Origin of the sequence: Streptomyces cinereoruber (assembly GCF_009299385.1) — a bacterium.
In the GTDB taxonomy this organism is placed as follows: Bacteria; Actinomycetota; Actinomycetes; order Streptomycetales; family Streptomycetaceae; genus Streptomyces; species Streptomyces bikiniensis.
Genome location: NZ_CP023693.1, coordinates 1,396,108 through 1,420,985 on the forward strand (window position 1 = coordinate 1,396,108; position 24,878 = coordinate 1,420,985).

The following is a 24,878-nucleotide window of genomic DNA, read 5'->3' on the forward strand; positions in this document are numbered from 1 at the left end:
TCACTTCGTGACGTCGGGCGTCAACACACGGCGTCAACCTTGAGTTTCAACAAACGGCGGCGTGAGCCTACTACTGCATCGCGACCATCCCGAAGGCATGTCCGGGCTATTTTCAGCCTGTCGAGTGAGCGTTGATCATGAGATGTCCTGTTATTCGGGGAGTTGAGTCCGGCCACTGTGGCGCAGGACACCTGCTGACGTGCGTCTCCACCGACCTGCGGAGATGGCTGGAACTGTGCGTTCCGCTCCTACGGGGTCTCGCGTTCACCCGGGGCGGGGCGAAACCTTTTCCCTCTGACGTGCGTCAATAGGTACGGGGAGGGTTCTGTCCGCGTAAAGGCGCTCACAACGGGCAGCCGTTTCCCTGGAGTCGTTCAGTGGTGGGGAGTGACAGGACAATGGAACACGAGGCGCGGTCGGCGCGGCAGTTGTGGGTGGAGGAGGAGCGGGGCCGGCGGCGGATGCCCGATCCGGTGCGCGACGCCGCCGTCAGGGCCGTGCTGATCACATCGGTGACCCTCATCCAGGCGGTGGTGGCGTTCTTCTGCAGCCTCGCGGGCTCGTGGCTGGCGTTTCCGGTCACCCTCTCCGCGGTGGCCTCGACGGTCGTGGCGACCTGGAGCGTGCTCGACGTCTGGATCACCCGTCAGGTGTGGCGCCAGCGCAACGGGGTGGTGTCGGAGCCGAGCAGTACGGCGCGTCCGCCGCTGCGGGCGCGGCGCGACGAGGGCCGGATGGAGGCGGCGCCGCTGTCCGAGGCGGCCTGAGGCGGTACGGGGAGCGGCCCGGTCCCGATGGGGGCCGGGCCGCTCCCCGTTGTCCGGCGGTCGTTGTCCGGGGGTCCGCTACGCGGCGTCCGTCGGGGCCGGGTCGTCGGACTGGTGGCGGCGGAACATGCGCGTCGCCGTGATCTCGCCGTGGATCGCCTCCCCCTCCGGGTCGGTCTGCGGAAGCCCCGGACGCAGGTGCTCCTCCACGCTGATGTACTTCAGCCCCGCCCGCAGGTCGGCGTCGTTGCGGAGCCGGATCACCAGCGGGAACTCGGCGAGCGCGGTCGTGTCGAACAGGCCCGTCGTGTAGAGGAGCTGGACGCCGAGCGCGTCCGACACGGCCCGCTGGAGCTCCAGGAGGTACGTGGCGTTGGCGCGGCCGATCGGATTGTCCAGGAACAGCGTGCCCGCGTGCCGGTGCTTGTCGCGGCCCCGGTCGTTGGAGCGGAGCGCCGCCATCGTGCAGTACAGGGCGATGGCCGCGGTGAGCAGCTGACCGCCGGAGAAGACGTCGCCCATCTGCCCGACGGGGACCCGCTCGGCGCGCAGCACCGCGTCCGGCTTGAGGATCTCGACGGAGACGCCCTTGGGTTCGAGGGCCGCCTGCACGCCCCGGAGCAGCAGGGACATGCCGTCGCGGCGCAGGTCGGAGTTCTTCTTGACGGCGGCGCGGGTGGCCTCGTCCACGACCTCGCCGAGCCGTTCCGCGAGGGTGGCCTGGTCGGGCTCCTCGAAGCGGATCCGCAGGAACTCCTGGCCGGACCACTCGCCGAGACCCTCGGGGAGCCGGGAGAGCCGCTGGGCCGAGCGGAGCGTGGCGAGGGAGGACTCGACCAGGCCGCGGAGGCGGTCCACGATCGAGTCCCGGTTGCGCTCCAGCTGCTCCAGCTCGTCGGTGAGGACCCGCAGCCGGGGCGCGAAGGCCTCGGCCCACTTGGCGGCGTGCTCGGGGAGCGCGGACGCCGGGAGTTCGCGGATCTGCTGGCGGGCCGGGGTGCGGACCTGCTCGTAGCGGGTGGAGTTGGCGTGCCGGACGAGGACGTCGCTCGCCTCGCGGACGGCGGCGTCGGCGGCGGACAGCTCGCCGGTCCGGCCGCGCAGCGCCCGGCGCGCCTCGGTGGCCGCCGTACGGGCCTCCTCCAGGCTGCCGGGGTACGGCTCGGCCTCCTCCTGCTCCTCGTCCGCGTGGTCGCGGAGCAGGTCCCGGAGCAGGGCCGCCGTCTCGTCGAAGCCGCCGGCCGCGTCCTCGGCGGCCCGGTGGTCGCGGAGCAGTCCGGCGTGGGCGGCGCGGGCCGACTCCAGGGCGGCGCTGCGGGAGGCCAGTTCGGCGGTGGCGGTGCGCAGGAGGGCCTGGGCGCGCTCGGCGTCGGCGGGGACCAGTTCCTCGGGCAGCTCGGTGTGGGCCTCGCCGTCCTCGGGGGCGAGTCGCTCGGCCTCGCCGCGGAGCCGGCCGAGCTTCTCGCTCGCCTCGGAGGCGCGGGTCTCCAGCATCTGGACCAGGGACTCGGCGCGGGCGGCGGCGGCCTGGCGGGACGGTCCGTCGGCGCCGTCGGTGGACTCCAGGAGCTGTTCGGCGCGGGTGCGGACCTTGTTGGTGAGGCGGTTGAGCTCGGCGAGGGCGGCGGACTCGTCGCTCTCGGCGCGGGCCTGCTCGGCGCGCAGGTCGGCGCCGACGCCGACCTTCTCGTACAGCTGGGACGCGGCCCGGTAGGCCTCGCGGAGGGTGGGCAGGGCGGTGCGGGGCGCGGCCGGGTCCGCCTCGGGGAGCGGGTCGGGGGCGCCCGCGATCTCGGCGCGCTCGGCCCGTAGGGCGCGGGCGGTGCGGTGGGCGTCGTCGGCGGCGCGCTGGGCGGCGCGGCGGTCCTCGTCGGCGGCGCGGGCGCGCTCCAGGCAGGTCTGGGCGCGGGCCTCGTACTCGGTCGCGTCGTCGGCGAGTTCGCGGAGCCTGGCCTGCCAGGCGGAGCGCTCGCGCAGCCGGAACGCCAGGCCGGCGAGGGCGTCGGCGGCCCGGCGGGCGCGCTGGGCGGCCTCCTGGCGCTCCTCGCGGACGCGGATCGCCTCGGCGGCGCTCTCGTCGGCCTCCGCGCGGGCGGTGCGGGCCTCTTCGAGGGTCGCGGCGGCCGTCTCGGCGCTCTCGCGGGCGGCCTCGGCGGCGGCGGCGAGCTCGGCGAGCATGCCGGGCGGGCAGTCGGCGCGCCAGGCGCCGATCCGGGCGGCGAGGGAGCGGTCGCCGGCGAGGCGGGCGGCGAGGGCGCGGATCTCCTCGTCGCGGGCGGCGGCACGCGCGCGCAGGGCGTGCCGCTCCTCGTCGGCCGCGTGCTCGTCGTGCATGGCCGGGTTCGGCGGTACGAGGAAGACGCCCGCGTCCTCGTCCCCCGACCGCGCCGGTACGGGGGCGAGCAGGGCGGCGGCGGTGCCGACGGCGACGGCGGAGCGGGGCAGCAGGGCGGCGGCGGCCAGGACCTCGCGGGCGCGTCCGTACGAGACGGGGTCGGTGATGACGACGCCGTCGACCAGCTCGGGGCGGGCGGCGAGCACGCGCGCGTGGTCGGCGGGGTCCACGGCCTGGGCGAGGTAGCGCCAGCCGGGGAGGGCGGGGATGCCGTGCTCGCCGAGGTGCTCGACGGTGGCGAGGACGTCGGGGCCCGGCGGCAGCAGGCCGCCGTCGCCGAGGGCGCCGAGGATGCGGGAGTCGTCGGCGGCGGCGGTGCGCAGGTCGAAGAGCTGCCGCTCGGCGGAGGCGACGGCCCCGTCGAGCAGGGAGCGCAGCTCGTCGGCGTACCGGTCGAGGTCGGCGACGGTGAGCGCTCCCCCGTGGGACGCGCCGTCGTCCCCGGCGGCGGGCAGGCCCAGGAGTTCGGCGAGGCGTGCCTCGGCGGCCAGGGACTCGGCGGCGCGGCGCTCCGCGTCGTGGGCGTTCCCGGCGGCCCCGGCCGCGTCGGCGGCGCGGGCGGCGGCGAGTTCGGCGCGGGCCTCGGCGGCGGCGGCCTCGCGGGCGCGCTCGATGGCGGCGCGGGCGGTCTCGCGGGCGGTGTCCCAGGCGGCGACCGTGGTCTTCTCGGCGTCGCTGGCGGCGAGCGCGGCGCGGGCCGGGTCGGCGTCGGGCGCGGTGTCGTCGAGCCAGCCGGCCCGTACGGCCTCGGCGGTCTCCTGCTCGACCTCGGCGAGCCGCTGGCGCAGGTGGCCGGCCTCGCTGCGGGCGCGCTGGGCCTCGGTGGCGGCGGCGGTGGCGTCGCGGTGGGCGGTCTCGCCCGCCTCCTGGAGGGCGGTGGAGCGCTCCTCCTCCTCGGCCGCGTGCCGCTCGCCCTCCTCGGCGGCGGCGGCGAGGGCCCGTACGAGGTCGGCGGCGGCCGTGGCGCGGGCGGCGAGGGCGGGGGCGGCGTCCCGCTCGGCCTCGCGGATGGCGGCGGCCACGCGCGCGGAGCGGTCGCCGGCGGCGCGGTGGCGGAGGACGGCCTCGGCGGCCTGCCAGGCGGAGTGCAGGGTGCGGGCGTCGGTGAGTTCGCGGCGCTGGGAGGCCGCGCCCTTCTCGGCGGCGGCCAGGGCCAGGGAGGCGTGCCGGTAGGCGAGTTCGGCGGCGATGAGGGCGCTGCGGCCGCGGGCGTCCTCGGCCTCGGCGACGGCGTGGGCGGCGGTGGTGACCTGCTGGGCGAGTGCGGCGCCCCGGCCGCGCTCCTCGGCGGCGCGGGCGGAGAGCCGGCGGGCGAGGGTGCGGGTGCGGCGCTCGGCGGCGGCATGGACCTCGCGCGCGTGGGTCCGGACTCCGGCGGCCTCGACGATCCGGTTCAGGAGGTCGACGGAGCCGGCCGTGAAGTCGCGTTCGGCGGTGAGTTCGGCGCGGCGGCCGAGTTTGTTGCCGAAGCCGCCGACGAGGTCGGCGAGGCCGTCGGTGTCCCGGGTGTCGGTGACGGCGCGCAGCAGCAGGTCGGTGAAGTCGGAGTCCTTCTTGACCGCGAAGAGGCCGGCGGCCTCGCCCTCGTCGGCGTTCATCTCGCGCTGGTAGCGGAAGAGTTCGGGGTCGAGGCCGAGTTCGCCGAGGTGCTCGTTCCAGCGGTCGTGGATCTCCTCCCAGACCACCTCCAGGTGCGGGTAGGCCTTGCCGGCCTCGGTCAGGGCGTCGCGGAAGCCCTTCATGGTGCGGCGGCGGCCGCGCGCGCCGGAGGCGCCCTCGACGGGCGGGCGGACCGAGGTGGCCTCGGCGACGGGGAGGTTGTCCAGGCTGAGGCCGGGGCCCGGGCGGAAGGAGTACCAGGCCTCGGCGAACTTCCGCGGGTCGTTGGAGACCTGGCGGCCGCGCCACTCGCTGGCCTTGCCGACGACGACGAGTTCGCCGGTGAGGGTGTGCTGCCACTCCAGGGCGACGTGGCCGCAGTCGTCGGCGAGGAGGAACTTGCGGAGCACGCCGGAGCTGGCACCGCCAAGGGTGTTGCGGTGGCCGGGGAGCATGACCGAGAAGATCAGCTTGAGGAGGACGGACTTGCCGCCGCCGTTCTCCAGGAAGAGCACGCCCGCGGGGGCCGGGCGGCGCGGCGGGCCGACCGGCTCGTCCTCGAAGAACTCCGCCTGGGTGGGGGCGGGGTGGGGCACGGGGGCGCCGACTCCGCGCAGGTCCAGGACCGTGTCGGCGTAGCGCGCGCCGGCGGGGCCGATGGAGTAGAGGCGGACCCGGGACAGCTCGTACATGGCGGGGACTCTCGTGCTGGGAAGGTCGGTGGGGCGGCGGGACCGCGCGGGACGTGAACGGGGTTACGAGTGGAAAGGGAGGCCCGCGTCGGCCGCGAGCTCCAGGTCGTCGCCCTCGGGCGGCGGCAGGAGGGTCGCGGAGCCGTCGCTGACGGGGACGACGCCGAGTTCGAGGAGTTCGGCCATGGCGGCGGAGCCGGCCATGTCGCGGACCTGGAGCTGGTAGCGGGCGGTGGTGCGGTAGGAGCCGCCGCCCTCGTCGCCGGTGCGCTGGAGGAAGCCGGAGTCGGTGAGGAACGCGGCGGCCTTGCCGACGATGCCGGTGGTGGAGCCGGCGAGCCGGCGGGCGTCCTTGGTGGCGCCGGTGGCGCTGCGGCGGGCGTAGGTCCGCCAGGCGGCCTCCAGGCCGGGGGCGCCGGAGGCCGGGTCGGTGTTCTCGCCCGCCTCCTCGGCGCGCTGTTCGAGCCGCAGGCAGGCCTGGCGCACGAAGGCGTCGACGCCGTTGACGGTGAACCGGCCGATGTACGCGTCGTCGGCGAGGTCCTCGGGGCGGGGGAAGGCCATGGCGGCGACGGCGAGGTGGGCCAGGCCGTGCAGGAAGCGGTCGGCGGAGTCCGTGGAGGCGCGGCGGGCGTAGTCGCCCATGCGGACGGCGAAGACGGAGTCCTCGGCGGCGGTGACGGCCATCCCCGCGCGCGGGGAGACCTCCAGGACGACGAGGCCGAGGCCGGTGGCGACGGCGTCGGCGAGGCGCGCGAAGGCGGGGTCCTCGCGGTAGCGGCGCAGGAGTTCGGCGTACTCGGCGTCGCGGGCCGGGAGCAGCTTGGGCTGGAGCCCGAAGGAGACGAGCCGGGCCGCGTCGGCGGCGTCGGCGGGGGTGACCGCGGGGCCGCCGGGGCCGCCGGACGCGGAGGCGACGGGAGCGGCCGGGGTCTGCGGGGACTCCTGCCTGCTCCACGCGTCGGCGTGCGGGGGCTCCTGCTCGCTCCACGCGTCGGCGTGCGGGGGCTCCTGCTCGCTCCACGCGTCGGCGTGCTCGGCGTGGGTCTCGCTCACGGCTGGGGCTCCTCGGGACGGTTCTCGGTCGGTACGGCGGACGGAGGGGTCTGTACGGCGGGCGGGAGTACGGGCAGCGGGACGGGGGTGACGGCAGCCGGGGCCGGGGGCCGTCCGGCGGGCGCGGGCGGGCCGTCCGCGAGCCGCACGGCCCGTACGGACGGGACGTCGCCCCGCCGCCGAGCGGCCCCGGCGCGGGCCGGTCCGGGCGCGAGGGGGACGGTGCCGAGACGGGGACGGGGGGCCTGGGCGGCACCGGGGCCGGGTGCCGGGTCCGGTACGGGGGCGGGATCGGCTGCCGGGCTCCGGCCGGGCTCCGGTACAAGATCCGAGTCGGTCGCGGGGCTCCGTTCGGGATCCGGCGCGAGGCTCGGGCCGGGTGCCAGGGCTGCCGCCAGGTTCGGGTCCGGTTCGGTTCCGGTTTCCGGGGTCGGTGGCGTGGCTTCCGCAGCGGTGAGTTCCGTGCGTGCGGTCTCCGGGGCCGTGGCTTCCGGGCGGGGCGCGGGGACGGCGGCGGTTTCGGGTGCTGCGGTGTCCACGGGGTCCGGCGGGCCGACCGGGGCGGGGCCGGCCCCGTCGGCGCAGGAGGCGGTACAGGAGGTCGGGGCGGCGGCTGGTTCGGGGGCCGTCGTCGGGGCGGGGGGTACGAGGGTCACGTCGCCTCCGTGCGGTCGGCGGCCATGCCCGCCGCGTCGAGGAGTGCCGTACCGACGACGAGGTCGGCACCGCCGAACTCGGGGTCGTCCAGCGGGGTGCCGTCGTCGACGGCGAAGAGCAGCCGCTCCTCGCCCTGGCGGTAGGCGGTGCCGACCGGGGGGCTCGCCGCGTGGACGGCGAGGAGGGCGACGAGGTACGGCAGGTCGGGGTCGATCGCGCGGGCCTCGGCGAGCAGGCCGGAGAGGCGGCGCGGGGCGTCGTGCTCCAGGTCGAGCAGGCGCATGGCGTGTCCGAGCTGTTCCTCGCTGAAGCGGGAGTCGTCGGGGGTGGCGATCAGGTCGGGCTCGGGCATCTCCGCGCCGAGGTGCTCGCGCTCGACGGGCGGGGTGAGGAGCAGGTCGACCAGGTCGCCGAGGCGGACGGAGGCGGGGGTGCGCAGCCCGGTGCCGTGGGCGAAGAAGGCGTCGGTGGCGCGGGTGGCCTGCTCGACGGGGAGCGTGAGGAGCGGGGCGACCAGCTGCCCGTACAGGTCGAGTCCGGTGTACGCGGCGGGGGCGGCGAAGGCCTGGCGGTCCTGCTCGGCGCGGAAGAGCGGTCCGGCCTCCAGGAGGCGGGACTGGAGCTGGGTGTGGCGCCGGATGCAGTCCTTGACGATGTCGACGAGTTCGGCGGCGCGCCGCTTGTGCTCGGCCGTCTTCGCGTCGGTGGCGGCCTCGGCCTCGTCGCGCGCCCTGCGGATGTTGGTGAGGATCGCGTTCTCGTGGCGGTAGCGGTCGGCGACGTGGTCGAGCGCCTCGGCGATCATGTCGGGGACCGTCTGGAGCCAGTCGACCGCGCGGACGTTGCGCCGGGTGGCCTCCAGGGTCCTGCGGAGGGTCTCGGCGTACTGCACGGTCCGGTAGCGGGCCTGCTCGGCGGCGAGTTGGGCGTCGGCGAGGCGGCCCCGGTTGATGAGGACCTCCAGCTTCACCTCGGCGGCGATCTGGGCGCTGGTGACGTCGGTGTCGAGGGCTCCGACGAGGACGTTGACCGCTTCGTCGGTGGTGCGGAGGTAGACCCCGCCCCCGTACCCGGGGACCTCCTCGACGAGTTTGAAGTCGTAGTCCCTGCGGACGTAGACGCCGTCGGTGCCGAAGGTGCCGTAGACGGCGCGGAAGCCGCGGTCGACGCTGCCGACGTTGATCAGGTTCTCCAGGACCCAGCGGGCCACGCGCTCGTGCTCGGCGGCGGGGCGCTCGGGGGCCTGGGCGGCGACGCGGGGCAGCAGGCGGGCGACTATCTGCTCGTGGTCGGCGCCGGTGTCGAAGTCCATGTTCAGGGTGATGAGGTCGATCGCGGCGAGGGCCACCTCGGCCATCGCGTAGACCGTGTACTCGCCGGCCAGGTTCGCCTTGCGGGCGTCCAGGTCGTGCAGCGGGGCGGTGCACGCGAGCGCGCGGAGCCGCCGCGCGAGCCCTTCGTCGGCGGCCGGGCCCTGCGCGGGCCGCGGCCCCGCGCTGAGCTGGGGCGGAGCGAGGTCCGTCGAGGCAGGCGAAGTCACGGTGCACAGATTAGGTCCTCACCCTGACAACGGTCGAAACAGTGCGGATGCGCACGGACCCCCGGGGTTCAGGGACGGGTGCCCGGCGGAGTGCCGGCGGTCCGGGCGCAGGCGTCCGCGACCCGGGTGCGGGAGTCGTCCAGGTAGCGGGCGAGGAGGCGTTCCGCCGTGCCGCGCTCGCCGGCGCGCAGGGCGTCCAGGATCTCCCGGTTCCGTGCGAGGAAGGGCTCGTGGAGGGCGCGCGGGTCGTCCACGAGGTGGAGGGCGAGGCGGAGTTCGGCGAGGACGCCGCGCATCAGTTCGTCGGTGCGGGCGCTGCCCGCGAGGGCGACGAGCGCGCGGTGGAAGTGGATGTTGGCCGTGGAGACGCCGTCCCAGTCGTCGGCGCGGGCGGCGCCCTCGCCCGCCGCGACGGCGGCGGCGAGGCCGTCGAGGGCGAACGGCGGCCGTCCCAGGCCCCGGACGACGGCGCACTCCACGAGCCCGCGGGTGCGGTAGATGTCGGCCACGTCGTCGGCGTCGAGGACGCGGACGAAGACGCCCCGGTTCAGCTCGTGGACGAGCAGGCGTTCGTGGGTGAGGAGGCGGAAGGCCTCCCGCAGGGTGTTGCGGGAGACGCCGAGGGCGCCGCCGAGGGCGTCCTCGGAGAGCCGGGTGCCGGGCGCGAGGCGGCCCTCGGCGACGCGGGCGCGCAGGATGTCCGCGACCCGTTCCGCCGTGCTCGTGCGCCCGAGCAGCGCGCGGTCCTCCGCCAGGTCCCCGATCCCGGTCTCCGCCCGTCCCGTCACGGCGCTCCCTCCCGCTCCGTCGTCATCCACCGTCCTCCGCCGCTGTTCCCGCGGTGTCCGCCGGCCCGGCCGCACGGCAGTCAACCGCACGGGGACGGACGGGACAACACGCTTCCCGCCGGACCGCTCCCCGCCGTATCCCTGCCGTATCCGTGCCGGATTCTTGTCGGATCGTTCAACAATCCTCTACGTTGAGAGCATCCCACGGTCCCGCCGTGCCCGCGTGGGCACGCCCCCCGTCCCGCGAGGCGCAGATGAGCACGAACCGGGTGTCGATCGACCTCAACGCCGATCTCGGCGAGGGTTTCGGCCGCTGGACCCTGACCGACGACGAGGAGCTCCTGTCGGTGGTCACCAGCGCCAACGTGGCCTGCGGCTTCCACGCCGGGGACGCGGCCACCATGCGGCGCGTGTGCGAGCTGGCCGCCGCGCGGGGGGTGCGGATCGGGGCGCAGGTGTCCTACCGGGACCTGGCGGGGTTCGGGCGGCGGTCGATGGACGTCCCGGCGGCGGAGCTGGCCGCCGAGGTGGCGTACCAGATCGGCGCCCTGGAGGTCTTCGCCCGGGCGGCGGGCTCCCGGGTCGCGTACGTGAAGCCGCACGGCGCGCTCTACAACCGGGTGGTCGGGGACGCGGAGCAGGCGGCGGCGGTCGTCGAGGGCGTGCGGCTCGCGGGCCGGACGCTGCCGGTCCTGGGGCTGCCCGGCTCCCGGCTGCACGAGGCCGCCGCGGCGGCCGGGCTGCCGGTCGTCACCGAGGCCTTCGGCGACCGGGCCTACCGGTCGGACGGCTCCCTGCTGCCGCGCGGGCAGGAGGGGGCGGTCGTCACCGATCCCGCCGAGGTCGTGGAGCGGTCGGTGGCCCTGGCCCGGCTCGGGACGGTCACCGCGCACGGCGGGGCCTCCGTGTCCGTCCGGGCCCGGTCCCTCTGTCTGCACGGGGACACTCCGGGCGCGGTGGAGCTCGCCCGCCGGGTCCGGGCGAGCCTCGAATCGTCCGGGGTGCGGGTGGAGGCCTTCGTATGAGCGGGAACGGGACATCTTCCAGGGCCGTACGCGTATGCGTGCGCGTGCTGCGCGTGGGCGAGCGGGCGCTGCTCGTGGAGCTGGACGGCGGCGCCGAGGCGGAGGCGTTCCACGCCGAGGTGCTGCGGCGGCGGGCGGCCGGTGTCCTTCCCGCCGTACGGGAGGTCGTGCCGGCGGCGCGGACCGTCCTGCTCGACGGGGTGGCGGACCCGGACCGGCTCGCGGCCGAGCTGCCGGGCTGGGAGGTGGGGCCGCTCTCCGCGCGCGTGGAGCGGGTCGTGGAGGTGCCGGTCCGCTACGACGGGCCCGATCTGGCGGAGGTCGCCGCCTGCTGGGGCGTGTCCGCCGAGGAGGCGGTGCGGATCCACACGGCGGCCGAGTTCCGGGTCGCCTTCTGCGGGTTCGCGCCGGGCTTCGGCTATCTGACGGGACTCGGCGAGCGTTACGAGGTGCCCCGGCGGGCCACTCCGCGCACCGCCGTCCCGGCCGGTTCGGTCGCGCTGGCCGGGCCGTACACGGGCGTGTACCCGCGCTCCTCCCCCGGCGGCTGGCAGCTGATCGGCACCACGGACGCGGTCCTCTGGGACACCGGGCGGGACCCGGCTGCGCTCCTCTCCCCCGGCACCCGGGTCCGGTTCACGGCCGAGGACGCGCGGTGACGGGCCGGGGGGTGGCCGTGGTCCGGCCGGGGGCGCTGACCACCGTGCAGGACCTGGGGCGGCCGGGGTACGCGCACCTGGGCGTGGTCCGCTCGGGCGCGCTCGACCCGGCGGCCGTACGGCTCGTCAACCGGCTCGTGGGCAACGCGGAGGGGGCGGCGGTCCTGGAGACCACCGTCGACGGGTGCGCGGTGCGGGCCCGGTGCGCGGTGACCGTGGCGGTGGGCGGCGCGCCCTGCCCGGTCCGGGTGGACGGACGCCCGGCCGCCTGGGGCACGGCGGTCCGGGTGGCGGCCGGATCGGTGGTCGAGGTCGGGACGGCCGTACGGGGGCTGCGGGCGTACGTGGCGTTCGGCGGCGGGATCGAGGTCGAGCCGGTGCTCGGCAGCCGCTCCACCGACCTGCTGTCCGGCCTCGGCCCGGCGCCCCTGGCGCGGGGGGCGGTCCTGCCGCTGGGTGCGGAGACGGCGGTACGGGGGCCGGTCGACGCCCCTCCGTGGCCGGGGCCGCCGGACGCGCTCGTACTGCGGGTCCGGCTCGGGCCCCGCGACGACTGGTTCACTCCCGGCGCGCTCCGCACCCTCGCCACGCGCGCGTACCGGGTGTCCCCGGCGAGCAACCGGATCGGGCTGCGGCTCGAAGGCCCGGCCCTGGAGCGGGCCGTGACCGGGGAGCTGGCGAGCGAGGGCATGGTGCTCGGTGCGGTCCAGGTCCCGCCGGACGGGCGCCCGGTGGTCTTCCTCGCGGACCATCCGACGACCGGGGGCTATCCGGTGGTCGGGGTCGTCCGTGAGGCCGATCTGGGCGCGGCGGCCCAGGCGGTGCCGGGGACGGCGGTGCGGTTCGTACCGGTGCGGTGAGCGGAGGCCCGGTTCGCTGTCACGGACGCGAGCGCGGCGGCGAGGGCGTCGTCCGCGTGCGCGTCGAGGGGCCCGGTGCCGGTGCCGCCGGCCCGGTGGCGCAGTTCGGCGGCGGCGAGCAGGAGGAGCTGCGGGAGCAGGTCGCGGCTGCGGCGCAGGACCCAGCCGGTGCCGGCGGTGGCGAGCCACAGCAGGGACTCGGCGCGGGTCGGCGGCGGCCGGTCGGGGTCCGGCGCGGGCGGCGCGCCGTGGGCGAGCCCCCGGTCGGCGAGGAGCCGGTGGAAGCCCGCCGCGACGGCACGGTGGCCGCGTTCGCCGGGGTGGAGCCGGTCGGCGCTCCACAGGGTGCGGTCGTCGGTCCAGGCCCGGTCGGCCAGGTGCAGGTGGACGGCCCCGTACCGGGCGGAGAGCGCGTGGACGACCGCGTTGACGGACCGCTGGCGGCGGGCGAGCGGGCGTGCCAGGGGCGGGGGCAGTCCGAGCATCCGGCCCGGGTCGGGCAGGCAGGCGGTGAGGAGGACGGCTCCGAGGGCGTCGAGGTCGCCGCAGACCCGGTCGAGGCGGCGGGCCAGGAGCGCGATGTCGAAGGTGCGGCGCAGGGTGTCGTTGACCCCGACGACGACGGAGGCGAGGTGGGGCCGGAAGGCGAGGGCACGGCGGGCCTGCTCCCCGGCGACGTCCCCGCTGAGCGCGCCGCTGACGGCCAGGTTCAGGAACGCCGTCTCCTCCCCGTCGGGCGCGAGCCCGTCGGCGAGCAGCGCCGCCCATCCCCGCCAGGCCCCGTCCACCCGGTCCCCGACGCCCTCGCTGAGCGAGTCCCCGAGCACGGCGAAGCGGAGGGGGACGGCGGGGACGGGCCGAAGGCCGACCGGGGGCCGGGACCCGGGAGACCGGGACGCCGGGCGATGGGGCTCCGGGTGACGGGGCTCCAAGGGCCGGAGTTCCTGGTGGCGAGACTCCGGATGGCGGGGCTCCGAGGGCCGGGGCCCCGGATGGCGCGGCTCCGGCACCCGGGGCAGGGCCGGCCGGGCCGGGGGCGGAGCCGGGCGGCCGCGCCCGGCTCCCGGCGGCACCGTCCCCGCGCGCGTGGCGTCCCCGGTCATCGGCGGGGCTCTTCGGGGACGAACGCGCCGGGAACCCCCAGGACTTCGGGGGCTCCAGGGACCCCTGGGACTCCGGGAGCTTCTGGGGCTCCAGGGGTTCCCAGAACTCCAGAGGCTCCGGGAGCTCCGAGGGCTCCCAAAACTCCAGAAGCCCCAAAAGCCCCGGAGGCTCCGGGAACTCCAGGGACTCCGGAGGCTCCCGGGTCTCCAGGAACTCCGGACACAAGCACCTCCGGCCCGGGCAGGGCGTCGTGGGCGTGGAGGAAGGCGGCGACGGAGCGGTCCCAGGCGAAGCCCTCCGCACGCGCGCGTGCGGCCCGGCGGCGCACCGTCTCCGGAACGGCGAGGAGGCTCTGGACGCCGGAGGCGAAGGCCGCCGGGGTGTCGGCCGCGGCCACCCCGGCCGTGCCGACGACCTCCGGGAGGGCCGAGGATGCGCTGACGACGACCGGGGTCCCGCAGGCCAGGGCTTCGAGGGCGGAGAGCCCGAACGTCTCGGCGGGCCCCGGCGCCAGGCAGACGTCGGCCGCCGCCTGGAGGTCGGCCAGGGCCTCCCGGTCGGCGAGGTGCCCGGCGAACCGCACCGGAAGGCGCCGCTCGCGCGCCCGCCGCTCCAGGGCGCCCCGCAGCGGCCCGTCGCCCGCGACCACGAGCGCCGCCGCGACCCCCGCGGCGCGCAGCTCCTCCAGGGCGTCCAGGGCCGTGCCGGGCCGCTTCTCGACGGAGAGGCGCGAGCACAGCAGGAGCAGCACCCGCTCCCCGGCCGCGTACCGGGCCCGCAGGGCGGCGTCGCGGCGGTCTGGCCGGCAGTGGTCCAGGTCCACGCCGAGCGGGGCCCGTACGACGTTGCGGGCCCCGATCCGTACGAACTCGCGCTCCGCCCACTCCGTCGTGCAGACGATCCGGGCGAACGCCCAGGCGGTGCGGCGGTTGAGCCGGTCCGCCGCGCGGGCCGCGAGGGCGGGCGGCACGCCCCAGGTCCGCAGGACCCCGTCCGCGGTCTCGTGGGAGACCATGACCGACGGCACGCGGGCGCGTCGCGCCCACTCGCCCGTCCAGCGCAGGGTGGTGCGGTCCGAGACCTCGATCCGGTCGGGGGCGAGTTCGTCGAGGAGGCGGGCGACCCGGCGCCGGTCGGCGAGGACCCGGTAGCCGCAGGTGCCGGGGAGCACGGGTCCCGGGAGGGTGACGATCCGGCCCTGCTCGGTGCGGCGGTCGCTCGCGGTGGCGCCGGGGACGACGAGGACCGGCTCGTGCCCGGCCGCCAGGTAGCCGCGGCCGAGCCGGTCGAGGGCGGTGCGGAGGCCGCCCGAGGTGGGGGTCACGAAGTTGGCGAGCCGCACGATCCGGAGCCCGCCGCGACCGTCGGGGCCGCCCGTACGCGCGCCCGTGCCCGTATCCGTACGCGTTCGCACGGCCATCCGTGCGTCGTTCACGCCGCCACCGCCGTCCGCTCGCGCAGGACCTCCCGGTAGTGGCCGATCAGTTCGTCGCCCAGGGCCTCCCAGGTGCGGCCTTCGACGGTGGTACGGCCGGCCCGGCCGTAGGCGGCGCGCAGGTGCGGCGCGGCGGCGAGCGCGGCGACGGCGTCGCGCAGCGCGTCCGGGTCGCCCGGGGGCACGAGGAGCCCGGTGCGGCCGTGGTCGACCAGGTCCAGGGGCCCGCCGGCGGCCGGGGCGACCACCGGGACCCCGCTCGCCATGGCCTCCTGGACGGTCTGGCAGAAGGTCTCGTACGGGCCGGTGTGGGCGAAGACGTCGAGCGAGGCGAAGACCCGGGCGAGGTCGGCGCCGGTGCGGCGGCCCAGGAACCGGGCGCCCGGCAGGGCGGCGCGCAGGGCGGGCCCGCTCGGCCCGTCCCCGACGACCACGACCCGCACGCCGGGGAGCCCGCACACCCCGGCGAGCAGGTCCACGCGCTTCTCGGGGGCGAGGCGGCCCACGTAGCCGACGAGGAGCTCGCCGTCCGGGGCGAGTGCGCGGCGCAGGGCGGTGTCGCGCAGTGCGGGGCGGAAGCGGGCGGTGTCGACCCCGCGGCCCCAGAGCCGGACGCGGCCGATGCCGTGGGCCTCCAGGTCGCGCAGGGCGGCGGAGGACGGGGCGAGGGTGCGGTCGGCGGCGCCGTGCACGGCGCGGAGGCGGCGCCAGGCGGTGCCCTCGCCGGTCCCCACGTACGTGCGCGCGTAACCGGCGAGGTCGGTCTGGTAGACGGCGACGGCGGGGATGCCGAGCCGGGCGGCGGCCGTCATCCCGCGCACGCCGAGGACGAACGGTCCGGCGAGGTGGACGAGGTCGGCGCGGTGCGCGGCGATGGCCGCGGCGACCCGGCGGCTGGGCAGGGCGACGCGTACCTGCGGATAGCCGGGCAGGGGCAGGGACGGCACCCGGACGACGGCGCAGGGGGCGTCGGCGTCCGCGGCCGGGTCGGCGACGGCGGGGGCGATGACGAGCGGGGCGTGGCCCCGCCGGACGAGGTGGCGCGCGGTCTGCAGGGCGCAGTGCGCCACACCGTTGACGTCGGGAGGGAAGGATTCGGTGACGATGACGACACGCATATGGGTGTTGTCGTCGCGCCCGGCGTGCCCCCGTCGAAGTCGATCTGGACGGGGAGGGAACGTCCCGTGAGCGTTTCCCGCCCGGGGCCCGTGGGGGCGGGCCGCGCCACCGGCCCGACCCGCCCCGGGCAGGTCCTAGACCTGCAGGTCCGGCCCTATCCGGTTGCGTACCGCGAGCTGGACCTCGACCTCCTCGGCCGGGTCGGCGGCGAGGCGGCGCAGGCGTTCGGCGACGCGGATGTCGCCGGTCTCGGCGTGCTGGGCCGCGACCTCGCGGGTGGTCTCCTCGCAGTCCCAGAGGCATTCGACGGCGAAGCCGGTCGCGAAGGCGGGATCGGTGGCGGCGAGGGCGCGGGCCGCGCGACCGCGCAGCTGGGAGGAGGCCGTCTCCCGGTAGACGTGGCGCAGCACGGGGGCCGCGCAGGCGATGCCGAGGCGTCCGGCGCCGTCGACGAGGAAGGGGAGCGCGGGGGCGTCGGGGCCCTGGGAGCGTACGGTCTCGCGCAGCGCGCCGAGGACGGAGGGGGAGTCCTCGGCGGTGCCGCGGCAGGCCAGCACCTCGGCGGCGGCGGTGCCGAGCGCGTCGGTGCGCCGGATCCACGCGCGGGCGCGGGCGACCGCGTCGTCGCCGCACATGCGCCGGTAGGCGGCGACGGCGGCCTCGGCGACCGCGCGGGAGCCGCTGTCGGCGGCGTGCTCGACGAGGTCGAGGACGGCGGGGTCCCGTGCCTCGGCGAGGTGGTGGAGGGCGGCGCCCCGGGCCCCTTCCGCGCCGTCGCGGGCGGCGGCGAGGAGTTCGGGCCGGTCCTCGGGGCCGGCGACGGCGGTGAGGCAGCGGGCGGCGGGGCCGTACAGGACGGCACCGCGCTCGTACCCCTCCTGTGCCCAGTCGAGGACGGCGCGCACGCTCCAGCCGGGGCGGGGCCCGGTGGGGCGCATCTGGCGCTGCCAGCGGTCGAAGGAGCCCTGCTCCATGGCGGCCCTGACGCGGGGTCCCACGGCGTCGCGCCGGTCCTCGGCCCACAGCCGCCAGGGGCGGGGCTCGAAGGCGTCGCGCACGGTGCGGGCCAGTTCGGCGTCGCCCTCGGCGTCGGCCGGGAAGCGGGCCAGTACGGAGGGGGCGAGGGCGCGGAGTCCGGCGTCGTCGTCGCGCAGGGCCAGCTCGTCCAGGGCCCAGGCCCAGTTGGTGCCGGTCGCGGCGTAGCGCCGGAGCAGCAGCAGGGCGTCCTGGCGTCCGTAGGAGGCGAGGTGGCCGAGGACGGCGAGCGCGAGCCCGGTCCGGGACTCCTCGGTGTCGAGGTGGTCCTCGGCGCCGAAGAGGTGCGCCTCGATCTCGTCCAGGCCTCCGTGGAGGTCCAGGTAGAGACGGGCGTAGTAGAGGGAGCGGTTCTCGACCTGCCAGTCGTGGCGGGGGTCGTCGAGGACGCAGTGGTTCAGGGCCGCGAGGGCTTCGGCGCGGGGCGCGGCGAGCGCGTGCAGGGTGCCGTCGCCGCGGCCCCGCTGCAGCAGGCCGAGCAGGGTGCCGCTCGGCGCTATGAATGGTTCGAACATGGGAGGACGCCTCACATCAAGCTGTCGACACGACCGGGGGATGCCGGGATGACCGGGATGAACCGGGTCAGGCGGTGCATCGGTGTACGCCTAGGCCGTGCGGCGACATGTCGGGCCGCTCGTCGTCCTGCGCTTGCCAGTGATCATCTTCCTCTGCCTCTCGTCGGTGGCCCGTTCTGCCGGGTCCGACGTCATGATGACCCACCCATTTCGCCACCGCGACCACATTTACGACGCCGCCTCACCTGGGGTTCAGCGCCCGTTCACCGGGCTCCGAGGAGTTCCAGGAGTTCGGCCTTGCCGAACATCCGGGCGGTGTCGACGGCGGACGGAGTCCCCGCCTCCGGATTCGCGCCGCCGGCGAGGAGGGCGCGGATCACCTCGGCCTCGCCCTTGAAGACGGCGCCGGCGAGCGGGGTCTGGCCGCGGTCGTTGGCGCGGTCGGCGTCGGCGCCCCGCTCCAGGAGGGCGGAGACCGCGGCGGGGTGGCCGTGGTAGGCGGCGAGCATGACGAGGGTGTCGCCCCGGTCGTTGGTGAGGTTCGCGGGGACGCCCGCGTCGACGTAGGCGGCGAGGGCTTCGGCGTCCCCCGTGCGCGCGAGGTCGAAGACCTTGGACGCCAGCTCGATGACCTCGGGGTCCGGAGTCTCGCTCATCGGGGGACCGCCTCTCTCCTACGGTGTCGGGCCGCGCACGGCGAGCGCGGCCGTACGGGTGAATCGACAGGGTACTGCCCGTCCGGGGACATGACCGTGCGCGACGGAGGCAAAGATCACGGCGTCCCGTCCCCTCCGGATCCGCCTTAAGGGCACCCCGGGCGTTTCGCCACCGGGCCGGGCGTCCGCCGTCCGCCGGTCAAGTGAAATCCCCCGATTTTCACTCCAATGCACCTTTAGTCACATAGATACTTGCCGTGAACCTGGAAGAACTCGTGGTGACTGTCCCCTCACCCAGGAGAACACCCAATGATCCTGTCCATCTCAGGCGTGGTCCTGCTCGGCATCATCTGCTTCCTGTTCTTCAAGAAGGACGGACTCAAGGCCTCCCACGCCCTCGTCTGCTCGCTGTTCGGCTTCTACCTCGCGGGCACCGCCATCGCCCCGAGCATCACGGCGGGCGGGCAGAGCCTCGCCGGTCTCCTGGGCGGGATCAAGTTCTGACGCCCCTCAGCCCCTTCCACCACTTCAGGAGTACGACGTGGCCCGGCGACCACTCCCCCGCATTCTGAGCAGCGGCAGCACGCAGATCGCCCGTGGTCGGGAGATCGCGCGCACGGCCGCCGACAGCGCCACCGATGTGCTCCATCCGCTGATCACGGTCTCCCGCGGTCTGCGGAAGCTGGCCGCGTCCGCGCGCGCCAAGTGGGCCGCGACCCCCAAGGAGCGGCGTGGTCCCACGCTGTTCCTGGTCGCGGCCTGCGTCCTGGTCGTCGCCCTCCTGCCGTACGGGCCGCTCCTCGCGCTCGTCGTGCTCATGGGCGCCGCCGCGTGGAAGGGGCGCGAGCGTCCGGTCGTGAAGACCGGGCCCGACGAGGCGGAGACCGCCCGCCTCAAGGGCCTGTACGAGGCGCTCGTACCGTACTTCTCCGTCCCCGAGGACCCCTCCCCGCTCTTCTCCCACGGGGGCGACTGGAGCGGAGCCTTCGGGGAGTACGCCTTCGACGGGGACGGGCGGCTCACCCGGCTGCGGATCTCCTACCCCCCGTACTTCGCCGACGGCGAGCCGGCCGCGCGCGCCCGCGTCGAGCAGCTGCTGCACGCCAAGTCGGGGCGCGGCCGCGAGTACCGCTTCGACTGGGACGAGGAGGGCAACCGGCTCGTCCTGAGCGTGCTGCCCGCCCTGCCCACCACCATCGCCGCCCAGCGCTTCGTCACCGTGCCGGGCGAGACCGTCCTCGGCTTCACCGACGCCGACGCCGTGCAGCGGACCGTTCCGGTGCTCGCGGCGGAGGGCGCGACGGAGGACGCCCCGGCCGTGGTCTGGCGCACCGGCCCCCGCTCCACCGAGCCGCACCTGCTGGCCGTGGGCCAGCCGGGCAGCGGCACCACCTCCCTGCTGCGCTCGATCGCGCTCCAGGCGCTCCCCCACGGCGACGTCCTGATCGTCGAGGGCGGCGGCACCGGCGAGTACGCGTGCCTGACCGGCCGTGCCGGGGTCCTGGCCGTCGAGTGCGGGCTCTCCGGCGCCCTGGCGAGCCTGGAGTGGGCGGCGCACGAGACCGAGCGGCGCCTGATCGCCGCGAACCGGGCCCGGCAGGCCGGCCTGCCCGCCCCGGAGGACACCCGGCGCCCGCTGTGGATCCTGCTCGACCGGCCGGGCGTCCTCGGCCACCTGGCCGCCGCCGACGGGCGCCCCGACCCGCAGGAGCTGCTCCAGGTGCCGCTGCGGCACGGGCGGGCGGCCCAGGTGACGGTGGTGGTGGCCGAGCAGTTCGACAGCGTGGACATGCTGAGCGAGGCGGTACGGACCCACACCAGGGCCCGGATCGTCCTCGGCCCCGCCGCCCCCGGGCAGATCGAGGCCGTCCTCGGCGTCCAGCCGCACACCACGCCGACGCCCGACGTCCCCGCGGGCCGGGGCTACGCGCGCCTGGGCACCGGCCCGGTCCTGCGGCTCCAGGTGCCGGCAACGCCCGATCCGTACGACGACGCGACGAACGACGCGCACCGCCGGGCGGTCCTGGACCTCCTGCCGGAGCGGACCCCGGCCTCGCCCGTGACGGCTCCCGCGCCGACGGTGGTGATCGAGAAGATCCCCGTCACCGCGCCCGACCCGGCTCCGGGCCCGCTGCACGCCCCGGTCCCGGCGGAGGGCTGAGCACCGGGCACGCCGGAGGGGCGGGTACGGACACCACGGTCCGTACCCGCCCCTCCGCACGTCCTGGGAGACTCCCGGCCTGACTACGCGACGAACGACCGCGGCGGTTCCGTCCCCCCGCCCGCCGCCCCCGACTCGACCAGGCGGGCCGCGGCGGCGAGCCGGGCGGCCGCCTCGTCCGCGACCGGGCCGCCGACCGTGAAGGGCAGCCGGACGAAGCCCTCGAAGGCCCCGTCGACGCCGAAGCGCGGGCCGGAGGGCACCCGGACGCCGACCCGCTCGCCCGCCTCGGCGAGCCGGGAGCCGGAGAGGCCGCCGGTGCGCACCCAGAGGGTCAGGCCGCCGCGCGGGACCGTGAACTCCCACTCGGGCAGCTCCCTGCGGACGGCGGCCACCAGCGCGTCCCGGTTCTCCCTGGCCTGTTCGCACCGCAGGCCCACGGCCTCCTCCCAGCCGCCCGTCCGCATGAGCCAGTTGACGCCGAGCTGTTCCAGGACGGGGGTGCCGAGGTCCGCGTAGGCGCGGGCGGCCACCAGGGAGCGGATGACGTCGGGCGCGGCCCGGACCCAGCCGATGCGCATGCCCGCCCAGAAGGCCTTGCTGGCCGAGCCGACCGTCAGGACGGTGGACCCGGCCGGGTCGAAGGCGCAGACCGGCCGGGGCGTCTCCAGGTCGTCGTCGAGGCGCAGCTCGGCCATGGTCTCGTCGACGACGAGCACCGTGCCCGCCGAGCGGGCCGCCTCCACGAGCTGCCGCCGCTGGTCCTCGTCCGCGAGCGCGCCGGTCGGGTTGTGGAAGTCGGCGACGACGTACGCGAGGCGGGGCGCCGCGTCCCGCAGCACCTGGCGCCAGCGGCCCAGGTCCCAGCCGCCGAGCCCCTCGGACATGGCGACGGGCACGAGCCGGGCCCCGGCCTCGCGCATCAGCTGGAGGATGTTGGCGTACGAGGGGGACTCGACGGCGACGCGCTCGCCGCGCCCGGCGAAGAGGTGGCAGATCGCGTCCATGGCGCCCATGGCGCCGGTGGTGACCATGATCTGCTCGGGCATGGTGGGGATGCCGCGGGCGGTGTACCGGTCGGCGAGCATCTGCCGCAGCGCGGGCAGGCCCGCCGGGTAGTCCCCGTGCGTGTGGGCGTAGGGCGGCAGCTCCTCCAGGGCGCCCTGGAAGCCCCGGGACAGCCAGGGCTCGGGGGCGGGGAGGGCCGCGCAGCCGAGGTCGATCATCGAGCCGAGGGACTCGGGCGGCAGCGGTTCGAGGCCGCGCGCGGGCAGCGGGTTCCCGGCGGGGACGGCCGTCCAGCTGCCGGCGCCGCGCCGGGACTCCAGGAAGCCCTCGGTGCGCAGCGCCTCGTAGGCGGCGGCCACCGTGGTCCGGCTGACGGCGAGCGCGAGGGCGAGCTCCCGCTCGGCGGGCAGACGGGCGGCGACCGGGACGCGGCCCTCCAGGACGAGCAGCCGGATGCCGTCGGCGAGGGCGCGGTAGGCGGGCGGCTTGCGGGCGCCGGGCGCGGCGGGCCGGGGCTGCTGCGCCCCGAGCTGCCGGGCGAGCTGTGCCGGTCCCACCGCCGAAGTCCACTGAGCCACGGAAATCAGTCCACCTTCCTCGAATTGGCCATGGTTGGCCTTCGATCCCCTGCCACAGAGTGGCACGAGTCGGTCCACTACCACCACCCTGGGGGGCAGCACCTTGTCCATCGCCTCCGGCCTTCGCGGCCGGCACCTCACCCGTCGACTGGTCCAGCTCTACGTGGGGCTGACGCTGTACGGCGTCAGCTCGGCGCTGCTCGTGCGCGGCGCGCTCGGCCTGGAGCCCTGGGGCGTCCTCCACCAGGGCCTCGCGGAGAAGACCGGGCTGACGATCGGCGTGGTGTCGATCGTGGTGGGGGCGGTGGTGCTGCTCCTGTGGGTCCCGATCCGGCAGCGGCCCGGTCTCGGCACGGTCTCCAACGTCTTCGTGATCGGCCTGGCGATGGACGGCACCCTGGCCCTGGTCCCGGAGTCCGACGCCCTGGTCGTACGGGTGCCGCTGCTCGTGCTCGGGATCGTCCTCAACGGGGTCGCGACCGGTCTGTACATCGCGGCGCGGTTCGGCCCCGGCCCGCGCGACGGCCTGATGACCGGTCTGCACCGGCTCACCGGCCGGTCCATCCGCCTGGTGCGGACGCTCCTCGAAGTGGCCGTGGTGGCGACCGGCTTCCTGCTCGGCGGTTCGGTGGGCGTCGGCACGGTCCTGTACGCGCTCTCGATCGGCCCGCTGGCCCAGTTCTTCCTGCGCCGGTTCGCGGTCCCGGAGCGGGAGGAGGACGTCACGACGGCCTCCGCGGGACCCGCCCCGGCGGAGGACCCCGGCCCGGCCGGACCCCTCGCCCCGGCGGAGGACGCCGGCCCCGCGACGGCCGCTCGTCCCCCGGCGGTCGCCCCCGGGACACCGGAACAGGCGATACTGCGGCGGTGACCCGCGTACGCCACCCCTATCTCGACCACCCCTCCCCCCTCCCGTTCGCCCACCGCGGCGGCACGGCGAACGGCCTGGAGAACACCGCGGCCGCCTTCCGCCGGGCCGCCGCGGCGGGCTACCGCTACTTCGAGACCGACGTCCACACGACGTCCGACGGGGTGCTCGTGGCCTTCCACGACGCGACCCTGGACCGGGTGACGGACGCCTCGGGCCGGATCCGCGACCTGCCGTGGGCGGCGGTGCGCGAGGCCCGGGTGGCGGGCCGGGAGCCGCTGCCGCTCTTCGCCGACCTCCTGGAGGAGTTCCCGGAGGCCCGCTGGAACGTGGACCTCAAGGCGGAGTCGGCCCTGGAGCCGCTGGTGGACCTGATCCGCCGGACCGGCGCCTGGGACCGGGTCTGCGTGGGCTCCTTCACCGAGGCCCGGGTGGCCCGGGCCCAGCGCCTGGCCGGAGCGCGGCTCGCCACCTCGTACGGGGTGCGCGGGGTGGTCGGGCTGCGGCTGCGCTCCCTGGGCATTCCGGCGGCGCTGCGGGCCGGGGCGGTGGCGGCGCAGGTCCCGGAGCGGCAGGGCGGCGTCCCGGTGGTCGACCGGCGGTTCGTCCGGGAGGCGCACGCGCGCGGCCTCCAGGTCCACGTGTGGACCGTGAACGATCCGGCCCGGATGAACTCTCTCCTCGACCTGGGGGTGGATGGCATCATGACCGATCACCTGGAGACGCTGCGCTCGGTGCTGGCCGAGCGGGGGGCGTGGAGCTGAGCGCGCGCCCGGGCGGCACGGGGACGGGACACCAGGGGCACGCGCCCACGGGGACGAACGAGGGGGCACGGCCGTGACCGCCGACACCACCGAGCCGGAGGAGTACGCCGCCGGCCCCGCCGAACGGCGGCGCGAGCAGCGGGGCTGGTACTTCTACGACTTCGCGTGCTCGGTGTACTCGACGAGCGTGCTCACCGTCTTCCTCGGCCCGTACCTGACCTCGGTGGCGCGGGCGGCGGCCGACCCGGAGGGGTTCGTCCACCCGCTGGGCATACCCGTGCGGGCGGGCTCGCTCTTCGCGTACGCCGTGTCGGCCTCGATCGTGGTCGCGGTGATCGCGATGCCGCTGGTCGGCGCGGCGGCCGACCGCACGGGCCGGAAGAAGCCGCTGCTCGCGGCCACCGCGTACCTGGGGGCGACGGCCACGGCCGGGATGTTCTTCCTGGACGGCGACCGCTACCTCCTGGGCGCCTTCCTGCTGATCCTGGCGAACGCCTCGCTGTCGGTCTCGATGGTGCTCTACAACGCCTATCTGCCGCAGATCTCGGAGCCGGACGAACGGGACGCGGTCTCCTCGCGCGGCTGGGCCTTCGGCTACACGTCCGGCGCGCTGGTCCTCGTCCTGAACCTGGTCCTCTACTCGGGCCACGACTCCTTCGGCCTCACCGAGGGCGAGGCGATCCGGATCTGCCTGGCCTCGGCCGGGGTGTGGTGGGGCGCGTTCACCCTCGTGCCGCTGCGGCGGCTGCGCGACCGGCGGCTCCCCCCGGAGGGCCGGGAGCGGGCCGGCGGGGGCGCGGTCGGCAGTGGCTGGAGGCAGCTGCGGGCCACCCTGAAGGACATGCGCCGGCACCCGCTGACGCTCTCCTTCCTCCTCGCGTACCTGGTCTACAACGACGGCGTGCAGACGGTGATCTCCCAGGCCTCCCTGTACGGCTCGGAGGAGCTGGGCCTGGACCAGACGACGCTCATCACGGCGGTCCTGCTCGTGCAGGTACTCGCGGTGGCGGGGGCGCTCGGCATGGGGCGGCTCGCCCGGTCCTACGGCGCCAAGCGGACGATCCTGGCCTCGCTGGCGGTCTGGACCCTGATCCTGGCGGCGGCCTACGTCCTGCCGGCCGACGCGCCCGTCTTCTTCTACTCCCTGGCGGCCGCGATCGGCCTGGTCCTGGGCGGCAGCCAGGCCCTGTCGCGCTCGCTGTTCTCCCACCTGGTGCCGCGCGGCAAGGAGGCGGAGTACTTCTCGGCGTACGAGATGAGCGACCGGGGGCTCAGCTGGCTGGGTCCGCTGGTGTTCGGTCTCGCGTATCAGCTGACGGGAAGCTACCGGGATGCCATCATCTCCCTGTTGATCTTCTTCGCCGTGGGCTTCGTCCTGCTCGCCAGGGTGCCGGTGCGGCGCGCGGTCGAGGCCGCGGGGAACCCGGTACCGGAGCGTATTTAGACGTGGCGGTGAAAGGGCGGTAGTGTACGCGTTTGGCCTGCCAGGCGGACCGTTACTGCGTGCTGCTTTGGTGAAGACACCATGTCACACCTGCCGTCAGATGTGACAAAACGGGCACTGGTGGGTACAACAAGGGGCGGCACGACGGGCGAC

18 protein-coding genes and 1 pseudogene are annotated in these 24,878 nt (G+C 76.2%); 9 read left to right on the forward strand and 10 right to left on the reverse strand.

Annotated elements, in window-relative coordinates:
* The first annotated feature begins 398 nt into the window (after nt 1-398).
* A complete protein-coding gene (locus CP977_RS06030; RefSeq protein ID WP_208421587.1) occupies nt 399-767 on the forward strand; it encodes a hypothetical protein in 369 nt (122 codons plus the stop codon).
* Between the two features lie 78 nt (nt 768-845).
* Here CP977_RS06030 and CP977_RS34750 read toward each other — a convergent pair whose 3' ends face one another.
* The 4 genes from CP977_RS34750 to CP977_RS06050 all read right to left on the reverse strand — a co-directional run bounded on the left by CP977_RS34750 (nt 846) and on the right by CP977_RS06050 (nt 9,494).
* Nucleotides 846-5,453 (reverse strand): coiled-coil domain-containing protein, encoded by a 4,608-nt coding sequence (locus CP977_RS34750; protein WP_109186963.1) that lies wholly within the window; start codon nt 5,451-5,453, stop codon nt 846-848.
* A gap of 63 nt (nt 5,454-5,516) precedes the next feature.
* Nucleotides 5,517-6,509, reverse strand: a complete 993-nt coding sequence (locus tag CP977_RS06040; RefSeq protein ID WP_152369741.1) for a hypothetical protein — start codon at nt 6,507-6,509, stop codon at nt 5,517-5,519.
* A 652-nt stretch (nt 6,510-7,161) separates the two neighbouring features.
* Complete coding sequence (locus CP977_RS06045) at nt 7,162-8,706, reverse strand: hypothetical protein (RefSeq protein WP_062758297.1); 1,545 nt, start codon at nt 8,704-8,706, stop codon at nt 7,162-7,164.
* Between the two features lie 68 nt (nt 8,707-8,774).
* Nucleotides 8,775-9,494 (reverse strand): GntR family transcriptional regulator, encoded by a 720-nt coding sequence (locus CP977_RS06050; protein ID WP_109186966.1) that lies wholly within the window; start codon nt 9,492-9,494, stop codon nt 8,775-8,777.
* 254 nt (nt 9,495-9,748) lie between these two features.
* Between CP977_RS06050 and CP977_RS06055 the strand changes: the two genes are divergently transcribed.
* From CP977_RS06055 to CP977_RS06065, 3 genes are read left to right on the forward strand one after another with little or no spacing between them, the layout of a single operon-like run.
* A complete protein-coding gene (locus tag CP977_RS06055; protein ID WP_062758302.1) occupies nt 9,749-10,519 on the forward strand; it encodes a LamB/YcsF family protein in 771 nt (256 codons plus the stop codon).
* Nucleotides 10,516-11,178 (forward strand): 5-oxoprolinase subunit PxpB, encoded by a 663-nt coding sequence (pxpB, locus tag CP977_RS06060; protein ID WP_062758304.1) that lies wholly within the window; start codon nt 10,516-10,518, stop codon nt 11,176-11,178. The genes CP977_RS06055 and pxpB overlap by 4 nt, the downstream gene beginning before the upstream one ends.
* A complete protein-coding gene (locus tag CP977_RS06065) occupies nt 11,175-12,038 on the forward strand; it encodes a 5-oxoprolinase subunit C family protein (protein WP_109186967.1) in 864 nt (287 codons plus the stop codon). Before pxpB ends, CP977_RS06065 begins: the two co-directional genes overlap by 4 nt.
* Here CP977_RS06065 and CP977_RS06070 read toward each other — a convergent pair.
* The 5 genes and pseudogenes from CP977_RS06070 to CP977_RS06090 all read right to left on the reverse strand — a co-directional run bounded on the left by CP977_RS06070 (nt 11,945) and on the right by CP977_RS06090 (nt 17,902).
* Nucleotides 11,945-12,865, reverse strand: a complete 921-nt coding sequence (locus CP977_RS06070; RefSeq protein WP_152369742.1) for an SGNH/GDSL hydrolase family protein — start codon at nt 12,863-12,865, stop codon at nt 11,945-11,947. The genes CP977_RS06065 and CP977_RS06070 overlap by 94 nt on opposite strands.
* 509 nt (nt 12,866-13,374) lie before the next feature.
* Nucleotides 13,375-14,562, reverse strand: a pseudogene (locus tag CP977_RS06075) (glycosyltransferase); the annotation flags it as partial.
* 11 nt (nt 14,563-14,573) lie between these two features.
* Complete coding sequence (locus CP977_RS06080; protein ID WP_152369743.1) at nt 14,574-15,695, reverse strand: glycosyltransferase family 4 protein; 1,122 nt, start codon at nt 15,693-15,695, stop codon at nt 14,574-14,576.
* A 135-nt stretch (nt 15,696-15,830) separates the two neighbouring features.
* Nucleotides 15,831-17,246, reverse strand: a complete 1,416-nt coding sequence (locus CP977_RS06085; protein ID WP_062758310.1) for a serine/threonine-protein kinase — start codon at nt 17,244-17,246, stop codon at nt 15,831-15,833.
* Nucleotides 17,247-17,509: 263 nt separating this feature from the next.
* Entirely contained in the window at nt 17,510-17,902 is a 393-nt protein-coding gene (locus CP977_RS06090; protein WP_062758312.1) for an ankyrin repeat domain-containing protein, read from the reverse strand.
* A gap of 309 nt (nt 17,903-18,211) precedes the next feature.
* On the opposite strand from CP977_RS06090, the gene CP977_RS06095 reads away from it, so the two are divergent.
* Nucleotides 18,212-18,406, forward strand: a complete 195-nt coding sequence (locus tag CP977_RS06095) for a hypothetical protein (RefSeq protein WP_030215129.1) — start codon at nt 18,212-18,214, stop codon at nt 18,404-18,406.
* A 37-nt stretch (nt 18,407-18,443) separates the two neighbouring features.
* A complete protein-coding gene (locus CP977_RS06100; RefSeq protein ID WP_152369744.1) occupies nt 18,444-20,063 on the forward strand; it encodes a hypothetical protein in 1,620 nt (539 codons plus the stop codon).
* An 83-nt stretch (nt 20,064-20,146) separates the two neighbouring features.
* Here the strand turns inward: CP977_RS06100 and CP977_RS06105 are convergent, their stop codons facing one another.
* Nucleotides 20,147-21,649: an SCO1417 family PLP biosynthesis transcription factor gene (locus CP977_RS06105; protein ID WP_104860581.1), complete on the reverse strand. Its 1,503-nt coding sequence runs from the start codon at nt 21,647-21,649 to the stop codon at nt 20,147-20,149.
* A 103-nt stretch (nt 21,650-21,752) separates the two neighbouring features.
* Here CP977_RS06105 and yczE point away from each other — a divergent pair, with 103 nt between their 5' ends.
* The 3 genes from yczE (at nt 21,753) to CP977_RS06120 (ending at nt 24,725) form a co-directional block, all read left to right on the forward strand.
* A complete protein-coding gene (gene yczE / locus CP977_RS06110) occupies nt 21,753-22,520 on the forward strand; it encodes a membrane protein YczE (RefSeq protein ID WP_062758318.1) in 768 nt (255 codons plus the stop codon).
* Entirely contained in the window at nt 22,517-23,281 is a 765-nt protein-coding gene (locus tag CP977_RS06115) for a glycerophosphodiester phosphodiesterase family protein (protein WP_109186970.1), read from the forward strand. Before yczE ends, CP977_RS06115 begins: the two co-directional genes overlap by 4 nt.
* Before the next feature lie 73 nt (nt 23,282-23,354).
* Nucleotides 23,355-24,725 carry an MFS transporter gene (locus CP977_RS06120; protein ID WP_152369745.1) on the forward strand — a complete coding sequence of 457 codons (1,371 nt, stop codon included), beginning with the start codon at nt 23,355-23,357 and terminating at the stop codon, nt 24,723-24,725.
* Nucleotides 24,726-24,878 lie beyond the last annotated feature (153 nt).